The 24,294-nt window shown below is 40.3% G+C and carries 22 protein-coding genes, 2 tRNA genes, 1 pseudogene and 1 riboswitch; of the genes and pseudogenes, 20 read left to right on the top strand and 5 right to left on the bottom strand.

The features are described 5' to 3' along the window. The first annotated feature begins 59 nt into the window (after positions 1–59). The 10 genes and pseudogenes from ACJV2T_RS03320 (at position 60) to ACJV2T_RS03275 (ending at position 8,010) form a co-directional block, all read left to right on the top strand. Positions 60–1,337: a glutamate-5-semialdehyde dehydrogenase gene (locus ACJV2T_RS03320; RefSeq protein ID WP_419399139.1), complete on the top strand. Its 1,278-nt coding sequence runs from the start codon at positions 60–62 to the stop codon at positions 1,335–1,337. 28 nt (positions 1,338–1,365) lie between these two features. Continuing rightward, positions 1,366–1,893, top strand: coding sequence for a phosphoribosylglycinamide synthetase (locus tag ACJV2T_RS03315; RefSeq protein ID WP_415683809.1), 528 nt, complete (start codon positions 1,366–1,368; stop codon positions 1,891–1,893). A gap of 16 nt (positions 1,894–1,909) precedes the next feature. Then, positions 1,910–2,695: pseudogene (gene nadD, locus ACJV2T_RS03310) on the top strand (nicotinate-nucleotide adenylyltransferase); the annotation flags it as partial. A gap of 96 nt (positions 2,696–2,791) precedes the next feature. Further along, positions 2,792–3,814: a ribose-phosphate diphosphokinase gene (locus ACJV2T_RS03305; protein WP_415689643.1), complete on the top strand. Its 1,023-nt coding sequence runs from the start codon at positions 2,792–2,794 to the stop codon at positions 3,812–3,814. Between the two features lie 91 nt (positions 3,815–3,905). Next, positions 3,906–3,976, top strand: a tRNA-Gln gene (locus ACJV2T_RS03300). Positions 3,977–4,090: 114 nt separating this feature from the next. Next, entirely contained in the window at positions 4,091–5,500 is a 1,410-nt protein-coding gene (glmU, locus tag ACJV2T_RS03295; RefSeq protein ID WP_419399138.1) for a bifunctional UDP-N-acetylglucosamine diphosphorylase/glucosamine-1-phosphate N-acetyltransferase GlmU, read from the top strand. A gap of 36 nt (positions 5,501–5,536) precedes the next feature. Beyond that, complete coding sequence (gene rsfS / locus ACJV2T_RS03290) at positions 5,537–5,959, top strand: ribosome silencing factor (RefSeq protein WP_419399137.1); 423 nt, start codon at positions 5,537–5,539, stop codon at positions 5,957–5,959. A gap of 24 nt (positions 5,960–5,983) precedes the next feature. After that, a complete protein-coding gene (locus ACJV2T_RS03285; protein ID WP_419399136.1) occupies positions 5,984–6,802 on the top strand; it encodes a histidine phosphatase family protein in 819 nt (272 codons plus the stop codon). Between the two features lie 138 nt (positions 6,803–6,940). Further along, a complete protein-coding gene (locus tag ACJV2T_RS03280) occupies positions 6,941–7,450 on the top strand; it encodes a LytTR family DNA-binding domain-containing protein (RefSeq protein WP_064340409.1) in 510 nt (169 codons plus the stop codon). Between the two features lie 110 nt (positions 7,451–7,560). Then, positions 7,561–8,010, top strand: a complete 450-nt coding sequence (locus ACJV2T_RS03275; protein ID WP_419399135.1) for a DUF3021 family protein — start codon at positions 7,561–7,563, stop codon at positions 8,008–8,010. A 422-nt stretch (positions 8,011–8,432) separates the two neighbouring features. Here the strand turns inward: ACJV2T_RS03275 and ACJV2T_RS03270 are convergent, their stop codons facing one another. Beyond that, positions 8,433–8,837 (bottom strand): pyridoxamine 5'-phosphate oxidase family protein, encoded by a 405-nt coding sequence (locus tag ACJV2T_RS03270; RefSeq protein WP_415683815.1) that lies wholly within the window; start codon positions 8,835–8,837, stop codon positions 8,433–8,435. A 405-nt stretch (positions 8,838–9,242) separates the two neighbouring features. Here ACJV2T_RS03270 and ACJV2T_RS03265 point away from each other — a divergent pair, with 405 nt between their 5' ends. From ACJV2T_RS03265 to ACJV2T_RS03255, 3 genes are all read left to right on the top strand, one after another. Continuing rightward, positions 9,243–10,190, top strand: a complete 948-nt coding sequence (locus ACJV2T_RS03265) for a DMT family transporter (protein ID WP_415687010.1) — start codon at positions 9,243–9,245, stop codon at positions 10,188–10,190. Between the two features lie 189 nt (positions 10,191–10,379). Further along, positions 10,380–11,465 (top strand): ATPase, encoded by a 1,086-nt coding sequence (locus tag ACJV2T_RS03260; RefSeq protein ID WP_419399134.1) that lies wholly within the window; start codon positions 10,380–10,382, stop codon positions 11,463–11,465. 165 nt (positions 11,466–11,630) lie between these two features. Beyond that, positions 11,631–11,703 (top strand) — tRNA-Ala (locus ACJV2T_RS03255). A gap of 97 nt (positions 11,704–11,800) precedes the next feature. Here the strand turns inward: ACJV2T_RS03255 and ACJV2T_RS03250 are convergent. The 4 genes from ACJV2T_RS03250 to ACJV2T_RS03235 all read right to left on the bottom strand — a co-directional run bounded on the left by ACJV2T_RS03250 (position 11,801) and on the right by ACJV2T_RS03235 (position 17,400). Then, entirely contained in the window at positions 11,801–13,453 is a 1,653-nt protein-coding gene (locus tag ACJV2T_RS03250; RefSeq protein WP_419399133.1) for a recombinase family protein, read from the bottom strand. A gap of 70 nt (positions 13,454–13,523) precedes the next feature. After that, a complete protein-coding gene (locus tag ACJV2T_RS03245) occupies positions 13,524–13,691 on the bottom strand; it encodes a hypothetical protein (protein WP_194251715.1) in 168 nt (55 codons plus the stop codon). Positions 13,692–13,709: 18 nt separating this feature from the next. Further along, positions 13,710–14,657 carry a phage major capsid protein gene (locus ACJV2T_RS03240; RefSeq protein ID WP_419399132.1) on the bottom strand — a complete coding sequence of 316 codons (948 nt, stop codon included), beginning with the start codon at positions 14,655–14,657 and terminating at the stop codon, positions 13,710–13,712. A 418-nt stretch (positions 14,658–15,075) separates the two neighbouring features. Continuing rightward, entirely contained in the window at positions 15,076–17,400 is a 2,325-nt protein-coding gene (locus tag ACJV2T_RS03235; RefSeq protein ID WP_419399131.1) for a phage/plasmid primase, P4 family, read from the bottom strand. Between the two features lie 309 nt (positions 17,401–17,709). On the opposite strand from ACJV2T_RS03235, the gene ACJV2T_RS03230 reads away from it, so the two are divergent. The 7 genes from ACJV2T_RS03230 (at position 17,710) to ACJV2T_RS03200 (ending at position 24,249) form a co-directional block, all read left to right on the top strand. Continuing rightward, complete coding sequence (locus tag ACJV2T_RS03230; protein WP_419399130.1) at positions 17,710–17,922, top strand: helix-turn-helix domain-containing protein; 213 nt, start codon at positions 17,710–17,712, stop codon at positions 17,920–17,922. Then, positions 17,922–19,448, top strand: a complete 1,527-nt coding sequence (locus ACJV2T_RS03225; protein ID WP_419399129.1) for an adenine-specific methyltransferase EcoRI family protein — start codon at positions 17,922–17,924, stop codon at positions 19,446–19,448. Before ACJV2T_RS03230 ends, ACJV2T_RS03225 begins: the two co-directional genes overlap by 1 nt. A 24-nt stretch (positions 19,449–19,472) precedes the next feature. Continuing rightward, the gene (locus ACJV2T_RS03220) at positions 19,473–20,639 is read left to right on the top strand and encodes an HNH endonuclease family protein (protein ID WP_419399128.1); all 1,167 of its coding nucleotides are present in this window, start codon (positions 19,473–19,475) and stop codon (positions 20,637–20,639) included. A gap of 178 nt (positions 20,640–20,817) precedes the next feature. After that, positions 20,818–21,252 carry a cytidine deaminase family protein gene (locus ACJV2T_RS03215; RefSeq protein WP_419399127.1) on the top strand — a complete coding sequence of 145 codons (435 nt, stop codon included), beginning with the start codon at positions 20,818–20,820 and terminating at the stop codon, positions 21,250–21,252. A 48-nt stretch (positions 21,253–21,300) separates the two neighbouring features. Further along, on the top strand, positions 21,301–21,756 hold the full coding sequence (locus ACJV2T_RS03210; RefSeq protein WP_419399126.1) for a RipA family octameric membrane protein: 456 nt from the start codon (positions 21,301–21,303) through the stop codon (positions 21,754–21,756). Next, a complete protein-coding gene (locus ACJV2T_RS03205; RefSeq protein ID WP_419399125.1) occupies positions 21,753–22,142 on the top strand; it encodes a TIR domain-containing protein in 390 nt (129 codons plus the stop codon). The genes ACJV2T_RS03210 and ACJV2T_RS03205 overlap by 4 nt, the downstream gene beginning before the upstream one ends. A gap of 370 nt (positions 22,143–22,512) precedes the next feature. Beyond that, positions 22,513–22,699, top strand: a riboswitch (Lysine riboswitch). 149 nt (positions 22,700–22,848) lie between these two features. Beyond that, a complete protein-coding gene (locus ACJV2T_RS03200; protein WP_419399257.1) occupies positions 22,849–24,249 on the top strand; it encodes an amino acid permease in 1,401 nt (466 codons plus the stop codon). Positions 24,250–24,294: the final 45 nt, after the last annotated feature.

Here is a 24,294-nt window from a genome sequence, read left to right as displayed (position 1 = left end):
TATTTTTGTTTTACTATTAATTAATTGATGATTATGCAAATAATCTACAGGGGGAAACGTTGTCTGTTGATGATTTAGTGAATGCTCGTGCGGATTGTGCACGAAAAGCGTGGCGTAATTTTGCTCATGCAGACACTCGCGCAAAAAATGCTCTTCTTGAAAAAATGGCAGATGCTTTAGAGTTTGCAGCTTCAAATATTGCTGAGGCTAACAAAAAGGATCTTAAAGAAGCTGAAGCTAAGGGAATGGATGCTGGAAAGCTCGATCGACTTAAATTTGATGAGGAGCGAATCAAAGCTTCTGCAAAAAGCGTGCGAAAAATCGCGCAATTGCAAGATCCTGTAGGTCAAGTAGTTCGCGGGTACACTCTTCCTAATGGAATTAAACTTTCTCAAATTCGAGTTCCAATGGGCGTTATGGGAATGATTTACGAAGCTCGTCCAAACGTAACTATTGACGTAGCTGCTTTGTGCATTAAATCTGGAAATGCTGCGATTTTGCGAGGCGGAAGCGCGGCTCTTCATACAAATCAGGCGAGTATTGAAGTTATACAATCGGTTCTTAAAGATTCTAACTTTAGTGCTGATTTGATTCAGTCTGTTGACGATTTAGGAAGAGACGGAGCTACGTCAATGATGCATGCTCATGGTCATATTGATGTGCTTGTGCCTAGAGGTAGCGCAAATCTTATTGCAGCAGTTGTTCAAGAATCTACGGTTCCTGTTATTGAAACTGGAGCTGGAAACGTACATATTTATGTAGATAAAAGCGCTGATATTAAAAAAGCTATACCGATTATTATTAATGCAAAAACGCAACGAGTAGGCGTGTGCAATGCTGCTGAAAAATTATTGGTACATAGCGATGTTGCGCAAGAATTTTTGCCAAAAATCGCTGCTGCTTTAGCTGAACATAATGTAATTTTGCATGCAGACGATAAATCTTACGATATTTTGCAATCCGCTAATATTCAAGGATTGCAGCTTGAGCATGCCACTGAGGAAGATTGGAAGCGAGAATATTTGTCGCTGAATATGGGTGTGAAAGTTGTAGATGATTATGCTGATGCAGCTTCTCATATTGCGAAATATTCTACTGGTCATACTGAAACCATTATTGCTGAAGATTACTCAACTATTCAAAGTTTTATTGCAAGTGTTGATTCCGCTGTAGTTATGGTCAATGCTTCAACGCGCTTTACGGATGGCGGCGAGTTTGGTTTTGGTGCAGAACTTGGTATTTCTACGCAAAAATTGCATGCAAGAGGCCCTATGGGTTTGCTTGAAATGACAACAACCAAATGGATCGGCTACGGAGATGGGCAAATAAGAGCATAAAGTGCATAAAGTGAGGTATTGTAAGAATATGGTAAATATGGATGAGAAAACTTCTTGTTTAACTCCTTTAGAAGCGCTTGATATTGCTGCTGAACGTTTGTCCATTGTGCGATATGTTTTTTTGGTGCAAATTGAAGATGGTATTGCTTCTGCATCGCAACGTTCATCGCTTGAGTATGCTGACGCAGTGTTAATGGGCTGGCCAGATTCTGATTCGAATGATGTGACTATTCCTGATGAAGCTTCGTTTAATAATGTTCTTGAAAATGTTCGCAATATGGAAAAGAATATTATTAAGTTTAGCGAATTAGAACGTGATCATGATATTGATGGCATGACATCCATGCTTGCTAAAATTTCGGAATCTGTAGCGAAAATTCGTGGTGCGTATCAACCAGATTTCCCTCTTCCAACTTTTGCCGAAATCCAGCGTGTTGTAAAAGATGAGTGGGATGAAGAAATGGGCAATATTAATCCGGATAGCGCAAATGTTGCATCTGGATTAGTGAATGAAACTCAAGTGGAAGACAAGGAATCTGAAGCGAATGAGTCCTGAAATTCACGAAGATGCAGAACGTCGCATGTCTGACCTATTTCATGGCGCGTTTACTGGTAAAGAAGCGGCTCCTCCTGTGGTTGTGAATTCAGTTCATAAACGTACTTCTGCTCGTGGCAATGTGCATGAACGTCAGCGCATTGGAATTATGGGCGGCACATTCGATCCAATACACAATGGCCACTTGGTTGCGGCATCGGAAGTTGCTTGGGTTTATGATCTTGACGAAGTTATTTTCGTTCCTACTGGTAGGCCTGTTTTTAAGCTTGATAAAAAAGTTACGAATGCAGAAGATCGTTATTTAATGACTGTTATTGCAACAGCTTCAAATCCAAAGTTCACTGTTTCTAGGGTTGATATTGATCGCCCTGGAGTTACTTATACTATCGATACTTTGCGAGATATACGCGCTCAACATCCTGATGCGGAACTTTTCTTTATTACTGGGGCTGACGCTATTGCTGAAATAATGCAATGGAAAAATGCGCGCGAAATGTGGAATTTGGCTCGATTTGTGGCCGTTACTCGTCCTGGCTATTCGAGACCAGAAAAGTTGGCAGATTCTAATTCTCCGTTATTGCCTCGCCAAATGCATACGAATGATACTGGTATTGCAGCGAATCGTGACGATATGGTTCATTGTGATTCTACGCATTTGCCGGTTGATATTTTAGAGATTCCAGCGTTGTCTATTTCTTCTACTGATGTTCGTCGTCGAGCTGAACATGGTGAACCGGTGTGGTATTTAGTTCCAGATGGAGTAGTTCAATACATAGTTAAGCATGGTTTATATCGTGCGTAATGATTGATTTTGTAGGCTTGTCGTTTATCGTCTGTGCAAAAAGTTAGTATTGATTATGTTCATTTCGCGAATTAAAGCGAACTAATGTTTGGAGATATGGTGAGCATCGTCCTTGAAGGAAAGCCAGATAAAAACCTTGTTCTCGTTACCGGTCGCGCACATCCGAAGCTTGCTCGTGATGTAGCTGATCAGCTTGGAATTGATGTACTTGAAACTACGGCATACGATTTTGCTAACGGCGAAATGTATGTTCGCTATACGCAATCTGTGCGTGGTACAGATGTATTCGTTATTCAAAGCCACAGCGATCCTGTTAACAAGTCCATTATGGAACAGTTAATTATGATTGACGCTTTGAAGAGGGCTTCTGCTCGTTCAATTACTGCAGTATGCCCGTTGCTTGGTTATTCTCGACAAGATAAAAAGCATCGCGGCCGTGAACCTATTTCTTGCCGCTTGATGTTTGACTTGCTAAAGACTGCTGGCGCTGATCGCATTATGAGCGTCGATTTGCATGCAGCTCAGTCTCAAGGATTCTTCGACGGTCCTGTTGATCACTTGATTGCTATGCCAGTTTTGGTTGATTACGTACGTGATCGTTTCCGCGACGATCTTGCTAATGTGACTGTTGTGTCTCCTGATGCTGGTCGTATTCGCGTAGCAGAACAGTGGGCTCAACGCTTAGGCGGCGGTCCTTTGGCTTTTGTGCACAAAACTCGCGATATCACTTGCCCTAATAAGACGGTTGCAAATCGCGTTGTTGGTGATGTTGCTGGACGCGATTGCGTTATGGTTGACGACTTGATCGATACTGCAGGAACTATTGCAGGAGCTTGCAAAGTGTTGAAGGAAGCTGGAGCTAAGTCTGTTACAGTTGTTGCAACTCACGGCGTGCTTTCTGGTCCTGCAGTCGAGCGTTTGAAGTCTTGTGGTGCTAGAGAAGTTGTTTTGACTGATACTGTGCCTATTCCAGAAGAGAAGCGTTGGGATGGTTTGACTGTTCTTTCAATTGCTCCGCTTCTTGCAAGCGCTATTAAAGCAGTGTTTGAAGATGGATCAGTTGCTAAGCTTTTCGACACTTATCCTGAGCATCACGGACAAGGATTCTTATTTGCTTAAGTATTGATTTCGTTCGGTTTGCTTTTCGGCACGCCAATTTGACGTTTTTTGATATTATGGCATAATAGTGACTTGGCGGTTTTTCCGCCGTTCCCTCATGGTGTAATGGCAGCACACGGGTCTTTGGAACCCTTTGTCTTGGTTCGAATCCAGGTGAGGGAGCTTGCTTAAAGCGCTACTCGTTAAATCGGGTGGCGTTTTTTGTTTTGAACGCTGCTAATAAGTAATAGAATTAAATACAGCGAAATTTATTGAAATAGTATAAGGAGCGTATGCGTGGAAAAGCATGATGTAACTGCGGCAATAATTTTGGCAGCAGGCGATGGGACGCGTATGCGTTCAGAAACTCCAAAAGTACTACATCCATTTGCTGGTAAAACATTTCTCAATCGTGTTATGGATGCCATGAATGGCGTAAATCCTAAAAAGCTAGCTGTAGTTGTGCATGCTCAAGCCGAACGCGTAGCTGCTGCTGCTGTTAGCTATAACGAAAATGTGCATATTGTAAACCAGGACGAAACTCCTGGAACCGGCAGAGCAGTGCAATGTGCTATTAAAGATCTTAACGAAATTGCTAAAAACGAAACTGGTGAAGCATTAAAAGGAGCTGTGCTGATTGCAGCAAGCGATATGCCGCTACTTGATACGCAAACTTTGCAATCTTTAGTTGATTTTCACAATAATAACAACAATGTAGCAACAGTTCTTACAGCAGTTTTAAGCGATGCGACTGGCTACGGTCGTATTGTGCGCGAAGCAAACGGTGACGTTTTGCGTATTGTTGAGCATAAGGATGCAAATGCTGGAGAGCTTGCTATTCATGAAGTGAACACTTCTGTATATGTATTCGATGCGAATGTATTATGTGACGCAATTGCAGATCTTAACTCTCAAAATGCTCAAGGTGAGTTCTATTTGACTGATGCTTTGGAACATGCTCGAAAGTTTGGTCATGTTGGCGCAATGTCTGCTCCAGATCCGCTTACTGTAGAAGGCGTAAATAACCGTGTGCAATTAGCGGCTCTCGCAAAAGCACATAATAAGCGCGTGTGCGAAAAATGGATGCTTGAAGGCGTAACTATTCTCGACCCTGATACTACTTGGATTGAAGATAGTGTTACGCTCGCACAAGATGTTACCGTGCTTCCTGGATGCTTCCTTCAAGGTTGTACTACTGTTGCAAGTGGTGCAGTAGTTGGCCCTTACACGACTCTTATTGATGCGCAAATTGATGAGGATGCTGTGGTTGAGCGTTCGCGCGTACAGGAATCGCATATTTGTAGAGCTGCAAACATTGGTCCTTGGACGTATTTGCGTGCAGGAAACGTACTTGGTGAGGAAAGTAAGGCAGGAGCTTTCGTAGAAATGAAGAAAGCTCATATTGGAAATGGCACTAAAGTACCTCATTTAAGCTATATTGGCGATGCTGATTTGGGTGAGCATACGAATATTGGTGGCGGTACGATTACTGCAAATTATGACGGAGTGCATAAGAATCATACTACGATTGGTTCTGGTGCTCACGTTGGTGCAGGAAACCTGTTTGTAGCACCGGTTACTGTGGGAGATGATGTTACTACCGGCGCTGGATCGGTGGTACGTCACGATGTTCCGGCTGATTCTATGGTGTATTCGGAAAATACTCAGCATGTAGTCGAAAATTGGAAGCCAGCTTGGGAACGCTAAAAAGCGTTTGTCGGAGAATTAAGGAGTAGTAACGTTATGACAGCTTTAGAAAGCTCAATTAGTGCAATTCGTATTGCTGCCGCTGCTGCAGACCGTTTGAAAGCAACGAACGAGCAGGCTTTTGATGTAAGCGATTTGCTTGGTATTACGGATGCTATGTTAGTTGTTTCTGCTTCAAATGAGCGTCAAGTATTGGCTGTTGCAGAAGAAATCGAAAAAGACTTGTACTTGAAAGATAATAAGCGCAAGGCTTTATCTCGTGAAGGCTTGGAATTAGCACAGTGGATTTTGCTTGATTTTGGCGATTTTGTGGTTCATGTAATGCATGAGGAAGCACGAGCATTCTACCGCTTGGAACGTTTGTGGAATGATTGCCCGGCAATCGATTTGCAACTGCCAGAACATGCTAGCGAAACTGAAGATGCTAGCAAAACTGAAGATTCTAACAAAACTGAATAATAAGAAGAAAGTACGGTACAAACCATGGTTGATTTCGTAGAAAATGTTGCGAGTAACGTAAATAATTCCATTAATAGTGCGCACGAAGGAATTGCTCGCTCTGTTATGCTTATTCGCCACGGTCAAACTCCGTATAATGCACAGTTCCGTTTGCAAGGCATGATTGATATTGCTTTGGATGAGTCTGGAATGGATCAGGTAACTCGTTCTGGAAAAGCTTTGCGTGTGCTTTTTGGCGCTTCTGACTTAGAAGATCCAAAGGATCCGAACAGCGCTGAGCATGTGCGTATTACACCGGAAGAAGCGGATGCTAGTTTTATGGCGATTGTTTCTCCGCTTATTCGCGCGCAGCAAACGGCTCACGCTTTTGCAGATAAGCTTGGGCTTCATGTGCATGTTGAAAATGGTGTGCGCGAGCGTTTCTTTGGCGAGTGGGAAGGTTTGAATCGCCAGCAGATTAGCGAACAGTGGCCGGAAGATTTCAAAGCTTGGGTTGAAGGTAAAGGCGGAGAGCTTCGTCATGGTGCTGAAGATAAGCAGGAAGTAGGAGAGCGTGCTGCTGCAGTAGTAGAAGATTGGACTCGCAAAACCGGTTCAGACCGTGATTTGCTAGTATTTTCGCATGGCTCTTGCCTTTCGCAAACTGTCCATAAGCTGCTTGGATTAGATAAAGTAGATCCTTCTTACAAGACGATTGGCGGCATGGGAAATGGTCGCTGGGCGCGCTTAATTCCAAGTCTTAATGCGGATGGTTCGATTCATTGGCGTTTGGATGCTTATGATCAAGGCCCTGCAGCTGACCCTACAAGCCAGCGTCTTATTCGCATTTGGGGTGCTGCGTAATCTCTCCTTTACCGCTTAATTACCGAAAGCTACCGTTTAGCGATTTTGTAAAGACAGACTATTTACAGTGCCGTATAGTCAAAATTACAAAACAAAAAGCTAACAAACGCTAACAGTAGTGTACGGAAAGGAGGCTTGATGAAAGTAACTATTGCTATCGTTCCGCCTGAGGAAGAGCAGTCAGTTCAGTTGTCAATTCACAATATTGACGATGAGCTTAAGCACATTATCGCTCAGCTACAAAGCATTGATTCCAATGATGCAAATGTAAGAAGTGCTGAAAATAATACTGAAATTAATACTTCAGATAAGTTGAGCAACAATAATCCATTCATATACGGTTATATTAACGATTCGATTATTGTTATGCACGAGCCAGATGTGATTATGATTTGCGTTGAAAATTCGCGCGTAATCATTCACGGTGATAAAGGCGAATGCGTGTCTTACAAGCGCCTAATGGATTTTGACAATCCGCAATTCGCGTCGTTTGTGCGCATATCTAAATCCGCAATCGTGAACTTGAATCGCATTGTTCGAGTCGATCCAGGATTTGGTGGAAGTATGAGCGTAAAAATGGACGATGGAAGCGTTGAGTGGATTAGTCGCAGATGCTTAGCTGGGTTCAAAAAGCGCTTAGGGATGTAGTTATAGTAATAACGAATGTAGCTAGAATGTAGTCAAATATAAAACTATCAAAAATTTTAATACTAATTTTTTAATACAAGATTTTAATACTTAAAAAGGAAACAATTATTATGGAAAAGCAAGTTACAACTTTTGGTAAAACAATGTTACAAAACATTGTTAAAGGCATTGGCATAGGGTGCACTATTTTTACAGTAATGTCTTTTATATCAAGTCTGTTAGCGCATAGCGCGGTTGGAAACAGAATTGCATCTTATGCTGTAGCAGCGTTTGTTATAGGCATAGGATATGGAGTGTTCGCTATTTTTTGGTCGAATGAACGTATGTCAAATCTCGCAAAATTCGTTTTTGCGCTAGTTCCGCCAATTGCTATTCAATTTATTGTATCGGTGATTGTTGGATGGATTTCGTTCAAAGATGAGCCAGCGGTGATTTGCGGATGGATTGCGTTCACTGTTATTTTACCGATTCCTATTGCTGCAATAATTTATTACTTCGAGAAGAAGAAAGCGAAAGAAATGAACGCTAGACTGCAAGCATTGCGTAAAGAAAGCAAGTAAATTAGTGACAACTAAATAATCAAGTAAAGAATTGAGTGGTGTTCATCTTCGCCGTTGAGGACGAACGCCACTCGATATTGTATGACGCCTACTCTAAACGTACTAATTCGGCGTTTTGCGCGACGACCTGCTTTCGCGCTCATTCCTCACGGCATAGCCGTTCGGCTGATTTGGCATGTGAAGCACACCGTGCTTCACATGCCAAATCACGCTTTGAAGGAGCTTGAAATCCCATTGATTTCAAGCTCGGTCAAAGCGCGCGCGAAAGCAACTCGGAGCGGAAACTCGCTAAAGTTGGAAGTCCAGTGGACTTCCAACGCGAGTTTCGTAGCGAGCGCGTTAACCGCGCGAGCGTCCGCGCTCAGTGCGAAAAATCTCAAATCTCTACCACACAAATATCCACACGACTGAATGACGACGAATTAATCTTTTGCGATTGTTTTGCCGGCAGTAGCTCCAGAAGTCAAGTCCTGAATCTCCTTGATTTCCATAACTGGAACTGCAGCTGGCTTCTTTGTGCCTTTTTCTTCAGCTACACGCACCTGCTCTTCGTAAATCGCGTCATCAGTGTGAAGGGTAACGGTTCCGCGGAAGCGATAGCCCTTCTTTTCTGCCAAATTAGCAACTGCTACAACCAGCTGGCTGCCATCTTGCAAGTTCTTATAATGCTGACCTGCAGTGCGCTCGTGGTATGCAAGGTGGTTGTCGTCGAGTACGAACATAGACATTTTTGGTCCTAAATCAAGCTCGCCATCTTTGCTCACTGTTGCAATCCAAGCCAAATTATTCTCAATAAATTCTTTCATATCTGCGCTAAGAGTTGCCATAGTATTCCTTTCCTAACAAGATTGCGCACTTTCTTCGTACGCATTTTATAAGCCTACATTTCTACATTACGCTGATTTAGAAGCGTATACGAGTGCGTAGTATAAAAAAGTTGTAAGTTGTGATATAAATCACCCAATTTTTCAATGCTTGAGTGGGTGAAATTTATACAGCTAAATGCTTGATTGCTACTGTTTTCTGAAGCGTATATCGGAAATTTTACGGAGGAACGCCAGAAAGTTGTACTTTTCACGATTTTATGGCTATTCTGTCTATTTTATAAGCTAAAACGCTTTATAAAAGAAAAATTTTAAAGAATTAACTTTTGTAGTTGAAGGGGAAACATTATGAAGGTGAAATATGAAACAGCTAAATCTATAGCTGAACCGCTTTCGGATAAATCGGGCATGCCTCAAGGCAAAAGTGTTCATATTGCTCAGATTATGCTGTTGATTTGTGCTGCTATTTGGGGTGGCAGCTATGTTTCTTCAAAATATGCTCTTGAAGTGTTTCCTGTGCAATGGCTTATGGGCGTTCGTATGGTTGGTGCTTGCGCAATTATGGCTGTTATTTTTTTCGGTACGCTTCGTAAAACTTTTACAAAAAAGCTTATTGTTCCTTCTTTGCTAACTGGAATTACGTATTATGCTACTTTAGTTTTGCAAACTGAAGGATTACGTTCAATTGATCCAGGTCGTAGTGCGTTTTTGACAGCAGCATATTGCGTAATTACGCCATTTTCTGCTTGGTTAATCGTCAAGAAAAAGCCAACTCTTTTAGGATTAGTAGCTGCAGTTATGTGCGTTGCTGGAGTGGGCTTTGTGGCATTAAAGCCTGGAATGCTTGTGCTCACATTGTCTTATGGAGATTTCCTTACTTTATTATGTGCTGTAGTTTTTGCTTTTAATCTTACGTTCCTTGCGTATTATTCTCGTAAATATAATCCAGTTACGTTAACTTTTGGGCAATTTGTTGTTTCAGGCGTACTTTTTGTAGCTGGTGCGCTTATTTATGAGCCTTTGCCAAACTTTAACGCTGCTGATCATTTCTCTATTTTTGCTAACATGTTCTACCTTACAGTGGTAGTAACAGTAGTTGCGCAAATTATGCAAAACTATAGTTTGGTGAATCTTTCTACTGCAAACGCTTCAGTGATTATGTGCACTGAAAGTTTGTTCACACTTTTATTCTCTACTGTTCTTTTTCATGAGCATGTTTCTAGCATGGCTTTTGTGGGATTTGCTTTAATATTTGCTGCAATTATTACTGCAAGCTTAGGCGAGCATTATTGTGATAAAAAAGCCAATTGTGAGATTTCTTATAAAGATAGAGATTTTGAGGTTGCTAAGTCTTAGGTATCTAAGTTTGTGTAGCTAAGTTTTATGTATATAAGACTTGTGATTTTGTTGTAAGAATGCTCTGGCAATACTGTGCAATTTTTGCGTAGAGTGATACCATCATTGTTGTAATGATGTTGGTATTTGAGTTTGCATATTTGCCATGCGTTTTGGCATTATATTCGCATAAATAGTTAAGGTGCATAAGTGAAGAATTTCTTCAAAGGCATATCGTTTACGCAAGTATTAGCTGGATCGCTCGCTGCAGTGACTTCGTTTTTACTTGCTTCTAAAATTGGTATTGCTGGTTCAGTTGTTGGCGTAGCTATTGGTTCTATTGTTTCTGCAGTAGCCTCGCAGTTGTATCAAAATGTCATTCACGCTTCATCGCGTAAACTTTCGGAAACGAATCAGAATACTTCTACAGAACAGCCTAATTTTAGTAATGCGTCATATTCTAGCGTGCGTTCAAATGATTTAGAGAATGTTGATTCTAAAAGAATTGGAGATGATATTCATATGCAATATTCATCAAATCCGTTGCAATTTAATACTGATCCTGCAGATGACAGAAATATGACTGTTCAAAACGCAAGATCTGGACGCACTGTTAGCTCGCAAGTTAGTAATCCAGAATTAGAAAATACGCGTATTTTGGAATTGTCGAAATTACGTGAACAGCATGAAGAAGACATGGAGCTGTCGGAAGGCACAATTCCAGAGCCGGTGCCGTTATCTAAGGTTGTTAGTGAAAATTACGGTTACTCTTCTGTGCCTTACAAAAACAGAAACGATCATAGTACAACAATTGTTGTTGCTGTTATAAGTGCTCTTATAGCTGTTATCGTTACTGCAGGTGCTGTTCTTTTGTTTACACAAGGAAAAGGTACAGACAATATTAATAAGCCTGAAGAAATTAGTCATGAGCAGCAGCAAAATCAGCCGCAACCTAAGCAACGTCTTAACACGAATACTAATCAAGACCATAAGAAATCTCATGATGATTCTGATAGTAAAAATGCTAATGAAGACGAAAATGATGAGCATAGCAATGAAAATGCAGATGGCTCAACAAGTGGTCATTCCAATGATGATTTAGGTAGTGACACTAATAATGATTCAGGAACGAATTCAGGTGATGCTGCTAGCGGTAATAGTGGGTCGGGTACTGATAGTTCTGATGCAGGTGCTGGATCTGCCGGGTCTTCGGGATCTTCGGGATCTGCTGGCTCTTCAAACAATGTAACTTCTCCTGGTAATGGTGATCAATCTGGAAGTGCCAGTGGTAATTAGTTTTCGAATTGGTTCTTGAGTTGGTTTTCAAATTGGCGACTAAATTGTTGGTAGAATTTGCATAATTTTTGGAATTTGTAAGTTGAATTCGACACGCCGCATTTGGATAGAGCGGCTATTTGTTGTATTCTATCAAAGGTTCGTTTGAACGGCATAAATAAAAACGGGGCTATGGCGCAGCTGGTAGCGCATCTCCATGGCATGGAGGGGGTCGGGGGTTCGAATCCCCCTAGCTCCACAAATTTTAAACGTCACCTCTTTGGGTGCGTTCACTTAGGGATTTAATTCCTAAAAAATTATCGGCGTAATCGGTATTACTACCGGCTACGCCGATTTTACTTATGGAGTGGAATATCAACTGCACCTATGTAATTCCACTGTATCCATATGGTTTGTTTCTTGGTTCTTGTACCTGCTACCTTTTCAGATTTTTCAACATAAATCTTATCTACAAAGGTTCGAATGATCTCTGCATTAAGTTCTTGTATATCTGTGTATTGTCGTACTAATTTCAAGAAAGAATCCACGTTGAGACATTCCTCTTGCGCTTTAGAAATAAAGGCTTCAAGGGATTCAATCTTGCTTTTCAGTTCAGCTTGTTCCTTGTCGTAGGACTTAGACATGCTCTTAAATCGTTCATCAGAAATTTTACCGTCTAGGTTGTCTTCATAGAGATGCTGAACAATTGTGTCAAGTTTGCTAATTCTTGCTTTTGCTTGCTCTAGTTCCCTATTAGAGGACTTTAACTTTTGGGTTAGTTCTTTCTCGCTTTTCTTCATCACAAGTCCCACGAACTCTTCTTCGTGCTGTTTGGCAAATGAAGTAATCATTCGTAGCTCGTGAAGCAGTATTGCTTCAATCTGAATATTTCTAATTTGATGTGATGAACATTTGCCTTTTTGCTTACGATAGGTAGCACAGACAAAGTATTCTTTATCGTGACTCCAATCTTTTCCTCGAACCTGATAAAGCTTGTTACCACAATCCGCACAAAATAGCGTTCCCGATAACACTGGCATTTCTCCAAGATTGGCACGCACTCGTCTACCATCTCTTATACGTTGAACAATATCAAAAGTTTCCTGGTCAATAATTGCTTCGTGTGTGTTTTTGAAAATTAGCCAGTCTTCTTTAGGATTCAATAATGTTTTCTTGCACTTGTACGATTTCCTTCTTGTTTTGAAATTGACCGTATGTCCAAGATATTCTTGCTTTTCAAGCATATTAGAGATAGTTTTTTGATGCCATATTCCATTAATCTCCGGTTTCGCGGAAGGAATTTTAATTCCAAGAGAGAGAAAATGCTCAGAAGGTGTTGGAATATTCCTTTTGATTAACTCATTTGCAATCTGGCTAGTACCATATCCATTAACACAGAGTCTAAAGATTTCACGCACTACACTGGCAGCTTCTTCATCTACAATCCAATGATTTTTATCTTCAGGATCCTTAAGATATCCGTAAGGAGGATTGATGCAGAGCGGCTTCCCACTTTGTCCTTTTGCTTTAAACACAGCTTTTATTTTTCTGCTTGTGTCTTTAGCATAAAACTCATTGAAAATGTTGATGAAAGGTGTCATGTCGTTGTCTGACTGATTATTGCTATCTACGCCGTTATTTATTGCAATAAAGCGAATATCAGCGTTAGGGAATACCATCTCTGTATACATACCAACTTGCAGATAATCTCTACCCAAGCGTGACATGTCCTTGACGATAATGGTTCCAATCTTTCCTTCGTCAATGAGAGCAGTTAATTTAAGCCAATCAGGTCGCTGGAAATTAGTACCCGAGTAGCCATCATCTACAAAGAACATAAGATTGTTGAAATGATTATCCTCGGCATACTTTTTCAGCATGCTCTTTTGATTGATGATGGAATTGCTGTCACCTTGTAATTCATCGTCTCTGGATAAACGGCAGTAAAGTGCCGTTATCTTGCCTACATTATCTAGAGTATAAGAAGGCTGTCTATTTAGTTTATTCATCTGTTTTCCTCCTTTCCGACAGCCTTCAAGCGGTCAGTATATATTCCCGTATAACTCAGAATTTATCAAGTTATTTAGCTTCTATTACATGGTTTAAATTGCTTAAAATAAGGTGCTTGATTAGGTCTTTGACACCTTTCTGAGCACTCTTGCTTTCAAGAGAGTGAACCGTAAATTCAGTATTTCCGATTCTTAACACTTCGGTTTTTACCGGTGTATCCCTAATTTGTTCATCCATGCATTTTGACCTCTTTGTTTAAGAAAGTTGCAATAGTTTAATTGCTTCAGGATGTACCAGTTTTCCATCCAAATACTCAAAAGAGAGGTAACCTATCTGGTCCATAAGAGAAAATATTTCGTTTAGAACCTTGATGGTTGGGTTATGGCGTTCGATAATCCAATAGTTGGAAAAATCACCAAAAGCGATAACTTTTGCTCCCTTTTGAGAAGAAGGCATGGCATTGTCAATGACCACAGGTCTGCCCATTAAGTTGCCATCAAAATCAGATAGGATGTATGATCCGGTAGTGTCCTTTAAGGTTTGAAGATAAAGAGCAGTTTCATCATTCATAAGCCACGTGGCATTTTCTCGATACTTACTATCTAGCGAGAAGAATAAACGTTTGATGGCATCTGCGGAAATCTCTTTTGCTTGCACAGCAACCTCAGCACCTGATGTATCTGATAAAATTCCTGTCGGTTTAGTTATTCCATCACCATTTATAAAAGCTTCCGACTCACTCAATGTAAATTGCTTTGTCAGTTCGCTTGTTATGAACTCTTCGATATCAAAGTCAAGGTCAGCTGCAAAATCCGTACCCAAACGAATGAGGTTAACTAGGGTATACTCCGTTACATCAATACGCTTAAAGCCATCTTTAATAGGCATATACGTCATGATGCTTGTGTCATAATCTTTCATCCATTTGGTGAACGGTGAGGCTTCATAGATGAACAATTTACTTGCTTGCGAGTGTGCTTTTACCACTGTACACAGTTTTCTAAGATTACTTTTGTTTGCAAGCTTTGCTTCGAGTTTTGCTAGAGAAGAAGTCGGCAAATCATAGGCATCCGTATAATGGTGGCGCAGCTTTTTTTCAATATTATTCGCATTACCATTTGCATTGCGCAATACGTTCCAAAACGTGCTGTGGTAGTCCTGACTTGCTAGTTTCATTTCTTTTTCAATATCTCTGTTAATCATAATTGTTAGTTCCTTTCATTACTGTTTTCTGCAATTGATGCAGTAATTTGCTTGATTTTGCCCATTTACCCTTTTGAATTCGCTGTTTTTGCACGCAAGACCCTGCGCCCGTTCCCGAAGGGGTACTCTTTAGAGATTTGACCCCCCCTAGGGGGTTAGGTTCAGAAAGTAGTATGCGAATAAATTTCCAACAGCACAGTATCTAGGCAGGTTTTCTTTCTTCAATGTTGTCAAAAAGCTGAAATCATTTCAGTATTTTGATTTGTGCATGATAGTATTTCTTCTTCATGTTCAACACAGGTTTGCGATACGAATTACGCAATCATAGGCACCACCTCCTTAAACGTGGCATGATGTGGCAGTTAAATTTCGTTATTGCCTTATAGGGTTATATGGGGATATAGGTTATTAACTGCCACTAGTTGCCACTTAAAAAATCGCTAAACTCACTTTTAAGCCTGTAGCCTTTAAGAAGCGTGGTTTTTTCTCCGCCTGTATTGGGACGCTTTCTTACAACCTCGGCAAATTTTCTTAATTCCTGATTGAAGTTTCTGCTGTTCTCAGAAAAACAGCCGTTATCAATGCACCACTTCTTGTAGTGGTCGTATACAACTGCCGTTCGAATCTCAGAGCTTTGGTCTTTAACGAGTACATCTTCAGCAAACTGTGCCATTTTGTCACTGTCGTGGGCATAACTAAAAATGGCATCAAGAACGCTATTAGGCGGCTTAAAGCCTTCATCTCGGAGGTGGGTAAAGCCTTCAAGAAGCCAGTTTAAAATGGCGCTTTGCACCTCTTTTTTAGAAAACTCCGCCTTTAAGGTTTTATCCTGTTCCCACGCTTCGAAATGCCTGTTAAAGGGAATAATCTGCATGCGGTCGCTACTAAACACTGTCATATCGCTGATGACGGGTAGATAATTGGTGTTCACGTACAGTTTGAACTGTGGTTTAAAGTCAAAGCTGTTCTCATGCAGGAATCGAGCGTTTAAGGTATCACTTCCTGTCATGTATTTAACTTGTGCTGAATTAAGGAATAGTCCTCGGCTCGGCTCAGATATATTGGCAAAGCGAACACCGGCAAGGCGTGCTACATCCTCGGTCGGCTGTGAACTATTAGGGTTCTTCTTTAGAGCAATGGTTTCCGCGCGTACCGCTTTTCCGTAATCGCCCATCACAGACAGAACGCTTTCCATGAGTGTGCCTTTACCGTTTCTTGTGCTTTCTCCAAAAAGAAAGAACATGCACTCATAGCGTGTATCACCGCTTAACGCATAGCCTAATGACTTTTGCAGATACAAGGCTTTCTCGCAATCTCCGCTCATAATTTCATCGACGAACCGGCGAAAACGTTCACTTCTTGCCTTCGGGTCATAAAACACAGGTGATACTTTGGTAATAAGATCTGTTGCTAAGTGCTTGCGAAATACACCGTGCTGAAGGTCTAAAGTTCCGTTTTGGCAGTTAAATAGATAAATGTTCTTATCGAACGCTTCCATCGAAATGGGGTAAACGCTTTGAGCTTCCTTGATATAAATCTCACGGTTACGACGGCTGCTCCATTTGTTCCAATACTCAACAAGCATGGAACGGGTTCTTTCGTCTTTAATGGCACCAGCATAACGTATAAGAGAAAGAGCTAAATCCTTGCATAGTTCCATCGTTTTAAGCGTTCCAATATCGCAAGTCCAACGTACACCATCGAAGATGAACCACATCTTGCGCTCTGGTACATAGTGCAGAATGTTTTGGAAAATATCAGCAAACAATCTGCCATTACCTAAATCACCGTTGCGATATCGGATATTTTCATCAGGCTTTAGTTCCTGTAATCTAGATAAGAGATCATCAAAGTCTTCCTCAGCACTTGCATTATGGAAAGGCTCATAGAACGTATGACATTTAGAAACAGCTTTCTGAATGGTTGTATCGCCATAAGTATCCGCGCCACGGTGTTCATCCCACTTAGGACGGAATAAAGCAGACTTACGAAAAAGTCGGTCTATTTGCTCCTTGTTGCCGCCACAGTAAAAGGCAAGAATAGACACAAGCGCTGCATCCGCTTCGCTATGAGAAGGGTAAGTCGAAATGTCACCATGCCAAAGTTCTATAAATTTAGCTCCATTTACAGCGTTACCAGCTTTTTCAATAACAGCTGTATCGCTTAAATATGACCTTGCACACGCGTTATTTTCTTTTTCATGAGTGTTTATGTTTCGCTTCATGTGCGTGTCTAAAAGCCACATGATGGCTTCATCGTCTTCTAAAAGCTCGCCTTCTTGATACACATCGCCCGTAACCGTTAGATAGCGATTCGTAGCTAGAGCGCTGTAAACCTCAATATCCCCATGCTTGATGTAATAAGCTGTTTTATCGTATGCGCCATTAAACAGAAGCAGGATATGAAAACCATGCTTACTTGGGCTGTATTCGATATAAGCGTGCTTGAAACGGGAAATAATCTCTTTTGCCCAGTCTTTAATGATGTCATTATCGATGCAGTGATCTAAATCGATACCTAAGAGATTATCAACAAGCTTTATCCCAATTCCGTCGTATTGGTCTTTTACTTTCATGGCAGCATCAAGCGAGGTAAAATCGCTTAAGTTGTCTGTAGCTGCTTTCTTTCCCGTTATGGGGTTATAAGGCGGCTTAGTGAGCCTACCGTTTTCTTGCTGCTCGTACTTCCATGAACAAAAGATATTCTTGTTCTTTAGTGCTTTTGGCAGTTTCTCTAGATCCATATTTGATCCTCCTTTTCTAGAAGGCTTATCCCTTCTACATCACAGGCAAAAGAAAAAGCCGACTTTTTAACCTGTCTTAAAAAGTTTTTTGGTCTTCTACTTGGTAGCCACGAAAGAGGATGTAATCTGACAGTTTTAGAAAAAATTTTTGACAATAAAAATCTCCTAAGCATTCATTAGGAATTTGCCTTGAATGAATAGCAAAGGAGACTTTTTTAATCTGCTATATTCTGGTGCTATTAGTTCTTTATATCGTTGGTATACTCACAGAATCGTGATAGCATAAATTAAGAAAATAAGGAGGGAATTATGGCTGTTAGTTATAAAAAACTATTACATCGCATGATTGAGGAAGATATTTCCAATCAGGACTTAATGAGAATGAGCAATATTTCCGCCAACATTATTACGAAACTACGCACTGGGCAATATATATCACTAGAAAAAGTGGAAGGCATCTGCAAGGCTTTACACTGCACGCCCGACGATATTTTGGAATTTATAGCGGAGGATGAAAAGTAATGGCTGATAATTCAAGCTTAGGCGCTGCTAGAAACGCAAAAAATGACGAGTTCTATACTCAATATAACGATATAGAAGCCGAGATGAATGCCTATATTGAATATAACCCTAAAGTATTCAAAGATAAAACTATTCTTCTACCCTGTGATGATCCAGAATGGTCAAACTTCACCAAATATTTTGCGTCAAATTTCACAAGACTTGGTATAAAAAAACTTATTTCAACCTCCTACGCACAAGGAGCAGCAAATAAACAGCCTACAATATTTGAACTCATGTCGCCCTTGTATAACCAACAGCAGCATGATACACACGGTAAACTTTTCACTCTAACTCGTGACACAGATGGTAATGGAACAGTTGATACTGACGACATTGAATTTACTGGATATCTTGAAGGTGATGGCGATTTTAGAAGCAGTGAAGTAAAGAAGCTTCGTGACGAGGCAGATATTATTATTACCAACCCACCTTTTTCACTGTTTAGAGAATTTTTAGCATGGATTTTAGAAGCCAATAAGCAGTTTGTAATTATAGGGAACATGAATGCAATCACATATAAAGAGGTGTTTCCTTTATTGAGTGACAATAAAGTATGGCTCGGCTATTCCATACATTCAGGAGATAGAAAATTTAATGTACCTGACGATTATCCTCTTAATGCTGCAGGTTGTGGCGTAGATGAAAATGGAAAGAAATTTATTAGAGTTAAAGGCGTAAGATGGTTCACCAATATTGACCACGGAAAGCGTCACGAGAACCTAATACTTGACACAATGGAGCATAATCTTAAATTCAACAAAAAACTGAAGAAAAAGCTTGAAAAAGATTACTGCAAACTCGAGTACCCTCATTACGACAATTATGACGCGATTGAAGTTCCGTTTACAGAATGTATTCCATCAGATTATGAAGCGGCTATGGGAGTACCTATTACATTTCTTGATAAATGGAATCCGAACCAATACGAAGTTATAGGTGCTGATTTTGATCTTGCGAAACCAGAACCATTGCCCGATGGGAAAACAGGCACAGGACGGTTCTACGTGAGAGAGAGAGAGAGTACAGCGCTTGTACTCGCGTTTGGTCATACGGAGGAAGAAATGACACAAGCATTGCTCTCTATGGGTGTTTCAACTAACCAAATGCACTGGATATCTGGTGTGATGGGTGTTCCTATTACGTTTATGGACAAATATAACCCAGATCAGTTCGATATCGTAGCGTTTAGAAAAGGTGAAGACGGCAAAGACCTAGTCTTCACAAGAGAGAGCGAGAGAGAGTACAACCGTACTTTCGAATCCTTGTACAACGTCGATTCCAGGGATGATAAAGAACGCAGAAGGAAAGATAAATGGGCATCCTACTTACGCGAGAATAACAATCATCCACAAATAGAACCTGTAGAATTGTTCTGCCCATTAAAGTGGCAAATGAGTGGCAATCAAAGAGCCAGTATTGAGAAAAAATTAGTATATGCTCGCATATGGATAAAACCAAAGAGAGTATTGTCAAACTTTAGTTAAGAATGAAAACAGAGGTAACCAATTATGAAAACAACACTTGTAACTGATTGGACAGTTGGAGATATTTGCAAAGGCTTTATTTACGATAAAAACGAAGATAAGGGTCTATTCGGTTTAGACGGTAAGCTTATTATTCAGCCTGAGTATCAAAGAAATTATATTTATGGTGACGGTAAGAAAGATGTTGCTGTTGTTGATTCTCTGCTCAAAGGTTATCCGCTTGGTTTAATTTACTTTGTGAAGAATAATGACGGCATGTATGAAGTGCTAGATGGGCAACAGCGTATTACATCATTCGCACGTTTTGTTAATCAATCGTGGCCTTTTGCTGTTGACCGTGATGGCAAACCAAAATATTTCAACAGCCTTGCGCAGGATGAGCAAGATTTAATTAGTAATACTAAGCTTACCATTTATGTGTGTGAAGGAACGCCTTCAGAAATTGAAGCATGGTTTGAAACTATTAACATTGCTGGAGTTCCACTAGTAAAACAAGAACTAAGAAATGCAGCTTATCATGGTAGTTTTGTAACGCTTGCTAAGGAAGAATTTTCTAATACTTCTAATTCTAAGATGAATATGTGGCAAACGTATGTGAAAGGCGATCCTAAACGTCAAGCAATTCTTGAAACAGCTCTCGACTGGGTGAGTGATGGAAACATCGACGATTATATGGCTCAACATAGAAACGATGCAGATATTAAACAGTTGAAAAACCACTTTGATACTGTAATAGATTGGATAGATTCAATATTTGACTATACAGGAAATGAAATGTGCGGCCAAGAATGGGGCAGGCTGTACTCTACGTATCATAAAAATGCCTATAGTAAAGCACAGATTGCAGAACGAGTATCTGCACTCATGGAAGATTCTCAAGTTCAAAATAAACGTGGTGTTATCGAGTATGTACTTGGCGGAGAATCTAACAAAACTCTTCTTAACATACGAGTATTTGACGAGAAAACAAAAAAGCAAGTATATGCTCGTCAAACGGAAGTTGCTAAAGAAAAAGATATATCGAATTGTCCGCTTTGTGCTTTGTGTAGTGACAACAATTCCAAACGTATCTATAAATTGAGCGAGATGGACGCGGACCATGTAACAGCTTGGAGTAAAGGCGGTGCGACAGACGAGTCAAATTGCCAAATGCTTTGTAAAACGCATAATAGAGCTAAAGGCAATAAGTAAAATTATATTTAATTTACAATGTAAAACGGCATAAAACACATTACAGCCTTTTTCGATATTTCTATCGTTAAAAGGTGCAGATATACTACCCATTCTCTTAATCCATGATGAAACTGTAGTATATGCAAATAGGAAGGCCTATGCGATAAATTCAGGTATTTTAGGAGAAAAGGAATATATGGATATTTGGGATACGATGTATGAAAAGGCGAAGCCACAATTTCATCCGGAGGAAGTTTCTCCATTCATTTACGCACATCATGTTGTATGTGCAATAGAAGCTGAAAACGGAGAAATTTTCACGGGTTTCTGCATTGAGAGCTGCAGTGGTGTTCTTAATTTGTGCGCAGAACGCGTGGCCGCTCTTAATATGTATGTGAATAGCGGACAGACGAAGGCGAAGCGCTTTATCGCATTCCGCGACAAGGCACCTTATGGAGAGGGAAGCGGTATGCCTTGTGGAGCGTGTAGAGAGTTCTTTTATCAATTGAATGAAGAAAATGAAAAAATGGAGATTATGGAGGACTTTGAACAGCGGAAGACTGTCACATTGAAGGAGCTCCTGCCAAATTGGTGGGGCAAAGATAGATATGCTGAAGCGAAAGCAAAATGACCACCTCAATACGCATATGTTTACACATAGAAAGGAGTGAATAACACAATGGATGATATGAATCATGACAGCAACAAAAGTGAAATTATATTAGCTCAATGGCGAACATGTGTAGAAATGGCAAACTCTGTTAGCCAGAGGCGTGATTCGATGAATAATATTTTTATAACACTGAATTTAGCTATTATTGCGGCAATATCAATATCATGGAATATTAAGTCTATATTCATCTTATTATCAGGGATTGCGTTTTGTGGCGTGTGGCTATCATTTATCAATAATTACAAGTTACTAAATCGAGAAAAATTTAAAGTGATTGATAGTCTTGAGAGTCAATTGCCTGCACATCCATTTAGAGAGGAGTGGGAAAAATTACAGAAAGTCAAGAAATACAAGGATGGTACTTTTTTAGAAAAAGTACTGCCAATAACATTCATCTGCATATATGTACTTGCCATTGTGTTTATGATAATCATTAAAATTTTTATACAAGGAGGATTATGATTTACAACCTATTTATCAGTCATTCTTGGTCTTATTCAGATGCTTACGATGGCTTAGTTAACTTATTGGACAGCAATCCGTATTTTACTTATAAAAACTATTCTGTCCCCAAGGACGATCCAATTCATAATGCAAGAAATGATCATCAGTTAAAGGAAGCAATTAGAAACCAGATGCAACATGCCAGTTGTGTTCTTATATTGGCAGGAGTTTATTCAACGTACAGTAAATGGATCAACATTGAAATTGAGCTAGCACAAGAAATGGGAAAAAAGATTATAGCTGTTGAACCATATGCTGCTGAAAGAACTTCAAGTGTTGTAAAAAATGCTGCTGATGTAATAGTTAAGTGGAGCACTGATTCTATAATTTCAGCTATTAGATGATATTAATAGGTTATTTGAAATTGCTGTTCTTACAAAGCTCATACACTTCCTCAAGCATTGCTTGTGTGTATATATTGCTCAGTATTTGGAGTATAGCAAGTCCCATTTGAATAATTTTTAGGCAAAATGTCTTAAGTAAGGTGGCTTGGCAAATACCACTGTAATTACCAAAACAAGGAAAGCCTACTTCGTGCAATGCGCACTAGGTAGGCTTTCTTATGTTCCCGCTTAAAGGCTTTCAGTCGGTTTTCTTTTTTAATCCCTTACTGAACACTCCTTTTGAGGTGGCGTTTTTTGCTATTATTTTTCGTTTTTTATGCGCCACGCCGTATTTTTTACAGTTTGTCTGCAAGTCGTACTAATAATGAACAACATCGACCAGAGGTCGCGCTCGACAAGAGTAGTAAGCATGAGCTAGGGAAAGCGTTGATTGTTTACAAAAGGGGAGAGCGCCGAAGTTTACTGCTTAATCCCAAAAGTAGTGAGCTGGGACTTGGCTTAATATACCAAGGACTGTCGCAGTGATTTGGCATCCGCTGCGGAGAGCTATCGACACGCTTGCTTTTGCTTGCTTGTTTTGCCTCTGATTGTCATGAAAGGAGGAAAAATGAGTAGTTCATTATCATCTACTGCTGCACAGAATACTCAGCAGAATACTCATCAAAATAACGATGTCCATAGAGGATTAAAAACTCGCCATATTTCCATGATTGCTTTAGGTGGCAGCATTGGAACAGGCTTATTCGTTGCTAGTGGTGCAACAATCCATATGGCTGGTCCTGGCGGCGCTTTGCTCGCTTATGGTGCAATTGGCATTATGGTTTACTTCCTTATGACTTCCCTTGGCGAAATGGCAACATTTATGCCTATTAGCGGTTCATTTGCATCATATTCTGGACGTTTTATTGATCCTGCACTTGGTTTTGCAATGGGCTGGAACTATTGGTTTAACTGGGCTATTACGGTTGCAGTGGACGTTAGTACTGCAGCAATAGTTTTGCAATATTGGTTCCCAACAGTGCCAATATGGATTTTCTCACTGTCGGTTCTTATGCTTATTTTGCTTATCAATGTGCTTACAGTTAAGTGCTTTGGAGAAACCGAGTACTGGCTTTCGATTATTAAAGTGTTGGCAGTAATCGTATTCCTTGTTATCGGTTCGCTTACGATTGTTGGCGTTGTTGGCGGCAAAGCGCCATTCTTGCAAAACTTCACTCATAAGGACGCTCCATTTGCAGGCGGTGTTCCTGCAGTGTTGTGTGCATTCGCTATTGCAGGCTTCTCTTTCCAGGGAACTGAGCTTATTGGTATTACTGCAGGCGAGTCTGCAACTCCAGAAAAGAGTATTCCAAAGGCTGTAAAGCAAGTGTTCTGGCGCATTCTTCTCTTCTACATTCTTGCTATTTTCGTTATTGCTTGCATTATTCCTTATACTGACAAGAACTTACTTGGTTCTGACGTAACTGATATTGCTATTAGCCCATTCACTCTTGTGTTCCAGCGTGCAGGTCTTGCTGCTGCAGCAGCAGTTATGAATGCAGTGATTTTGACTTCTGTTATTTCTGCAGCAAATTCCGGCATGTATGCTTCAACGAGAATGCTTTATTCGCTCGCAAAAGAAGATAATGCTCCAAAAGTATTTGGCAAAGTAAGTCTTCGTGGTATTCCTGTTCCTGCGTTGATTGCTACATTTGTAGTCGCGCTATTTACTTTCTTTATGAGTATTTTTGGCGATCAAATATACATGTTCCTGGTTGCTGCAAGTGGTTTGACTGGTTTTATTGCTTGGGCTGGTATTGCTGCAGCTCATTATCGCTTCCGTAAAGCGTACTTGGCTCAAGGTCATTCCTTAGATGAATTAGTCTACAGAGCAAAGTGGTATCCGTTTGGTCCTATTGTTGCGTTCTTCCTATGCATTCTTGTTATTGTTGGTCAGGATTTGCACTCATTTGCAACTCTTAACTGGCAGGCTATTGGAATCACGTACATGTCTGTGCCGCTATTTATCGTTCTATACATTGGTTACAAGATTAAGAATCACACTCGAGTAATTCCTCTTGAAGAAGTCGATTTAACTCATGTTCGAGTAAACAAAGTGAACGAATAATTTATAAAGTTCAACATCGTTTACGATGTAGATTTAGATAATATA

This window comes from Gardnerella phocaeensis (assembly GCF_048545075.1).
In the GTDB taxonomy this organism is placed as follows: Bacteria; Actinomycetota; Actinomycetes; order Actinomycetales; family Bifidobacteriaceae; genus Bifidobacterium; species Bifidobacterium vaginale_J.
The sequence above is the reverse complement of the archived record's forward strand: the minus strand, read 5'-3'. Positions and strand labels throughout refer to the sequence as shown.

Coding starts and splice junctions, on each gene's coding strand:
- ACJV2T_RS03205 (WP_419399125.1), top strand. CDS start 21,753: ATGATTTACAACCTATTTATCAGTCATTCTTGGTCTTATTCAGATGCT.
- ACJV2T_RS03265 (WP_415687010.1), top strand. CDS start 9,243: ATGCCTCAAGGCAAAAGTGTTCATATTGCTCAGATTATGCTGTTGATT.
- ACJV2T_RS03235 (WP_419399131.1), bottom strand. CDS start 17,400: ATGGATCTAGAGAAACTGCCAAAAGCACTAAAGAACAAGAATATCTTT.
- ACJV2T_RS03315 (WP_415683809.1), top strand. CDS start 1,366: ATGGTAAATATGGATGAGAAAACTTCTTGTTTAACTCCTTTAGAAGCG.
- ACJV2T_RS03215 (WP_419399127.1), top strand. CDS start 20,818: ATGGATATTTGGGATACGATGTATGAAAAGGCGAAGCCACAATTTCAT.
- rsfS (WP_419399137.1), top strand. CDS start 5,537: ATGACAGCTTTAGAAAGCTCAATTAGTGCAATTCGTATTGCTGCCGCT.
- ACJV2T_RS03250 (WP_419399133.1), bottom strand. CDS start 13,453: ATGAATAAACTAAATAGACAGCCTTCTTATACTCTAGATAATGTAGGC.
- ACJV2T_RS03270 (WP_415683815.1), bottom strand. CDS start 8,837: ATGGCAACTCTTAGCGCAGATATGAAAGAATTTATTGAGAATAATTTG.
- ACJV2T_RS03275 (WP_419399135.1), top strand. CDS start 7,561: ATGGAAAAGCAAGTTACAACTTTTGGTAAAACAATGTTACAAAACATT.
- ACJV2T_RS03280 (WP_064340409.1), top strand. CDS start 6,941: ATGAAAGTAACTATTGCTATCGTTCCGCCTGAGGAAGAGCAGTCAGTT.
- ACJV2T_RS03225 (WP_419399129.1), top strand. CDS start 17,922: ATGGCTGATAATTCAAGCTTAGGCGCTGCTAGAAACGCAAAAAATGAC.
- ACJV2T_RS03200 (WP_419399257.1), top strand. CDS start 22,849: ATGATTGCTTTAGGTGGCAGCATTGGAACAGGCTTATTCGTTGCTAGT.
- ACJV2T_RS03230 (WP_419399130.1), top strand. CDS start 17,710: ATGGCTGTTAGTTATAAAAAACTATTACATCGCATGATTGAGGAAGAT.
- ACJV2T_RS03285 (WP_419399136.1), top strand. CDS start 5,984: ATGGTTGATTTCGTAGAAAATGTTGCGAGTAACGTAAATAATTCCATT.
- ACJV2T_RS03305 (WP_415689643.1), top strand. CDS start 2,792: ATGGTGAGCATCGTCCTTGAAGGAAAGCCAGATAAAAACCTTGTTCTC.
- ACJV2T_RS03240 (WP_419399132.1), bottom strand. CDS start 14,657: ATGATTAACAGAGATATTGAAAAAGAAATGAAACTAGCAAGTCAGGAC.
- ACJV2T_RS03245 (WP_194251715.1), bottom strand. CDS start 13,691: ATGGATGAACAAATTAGGGATACACCGGTAAAAACCGAAGTGTTAAGA.
- ACJV2T_RS03210 (WP_419399126.1), top strand. CDS start 21,301: ATGGATGATATGAATCATGACAGCAACAAAAGTGAAATTATATTAGCT.
- ACJV2T_RS03220 (WP_419399128.1), top strand. CDS start 19,473: ATGAAAACAACACTTGTAACTGATTGGACAGTTGGAGATATTTGCAAA.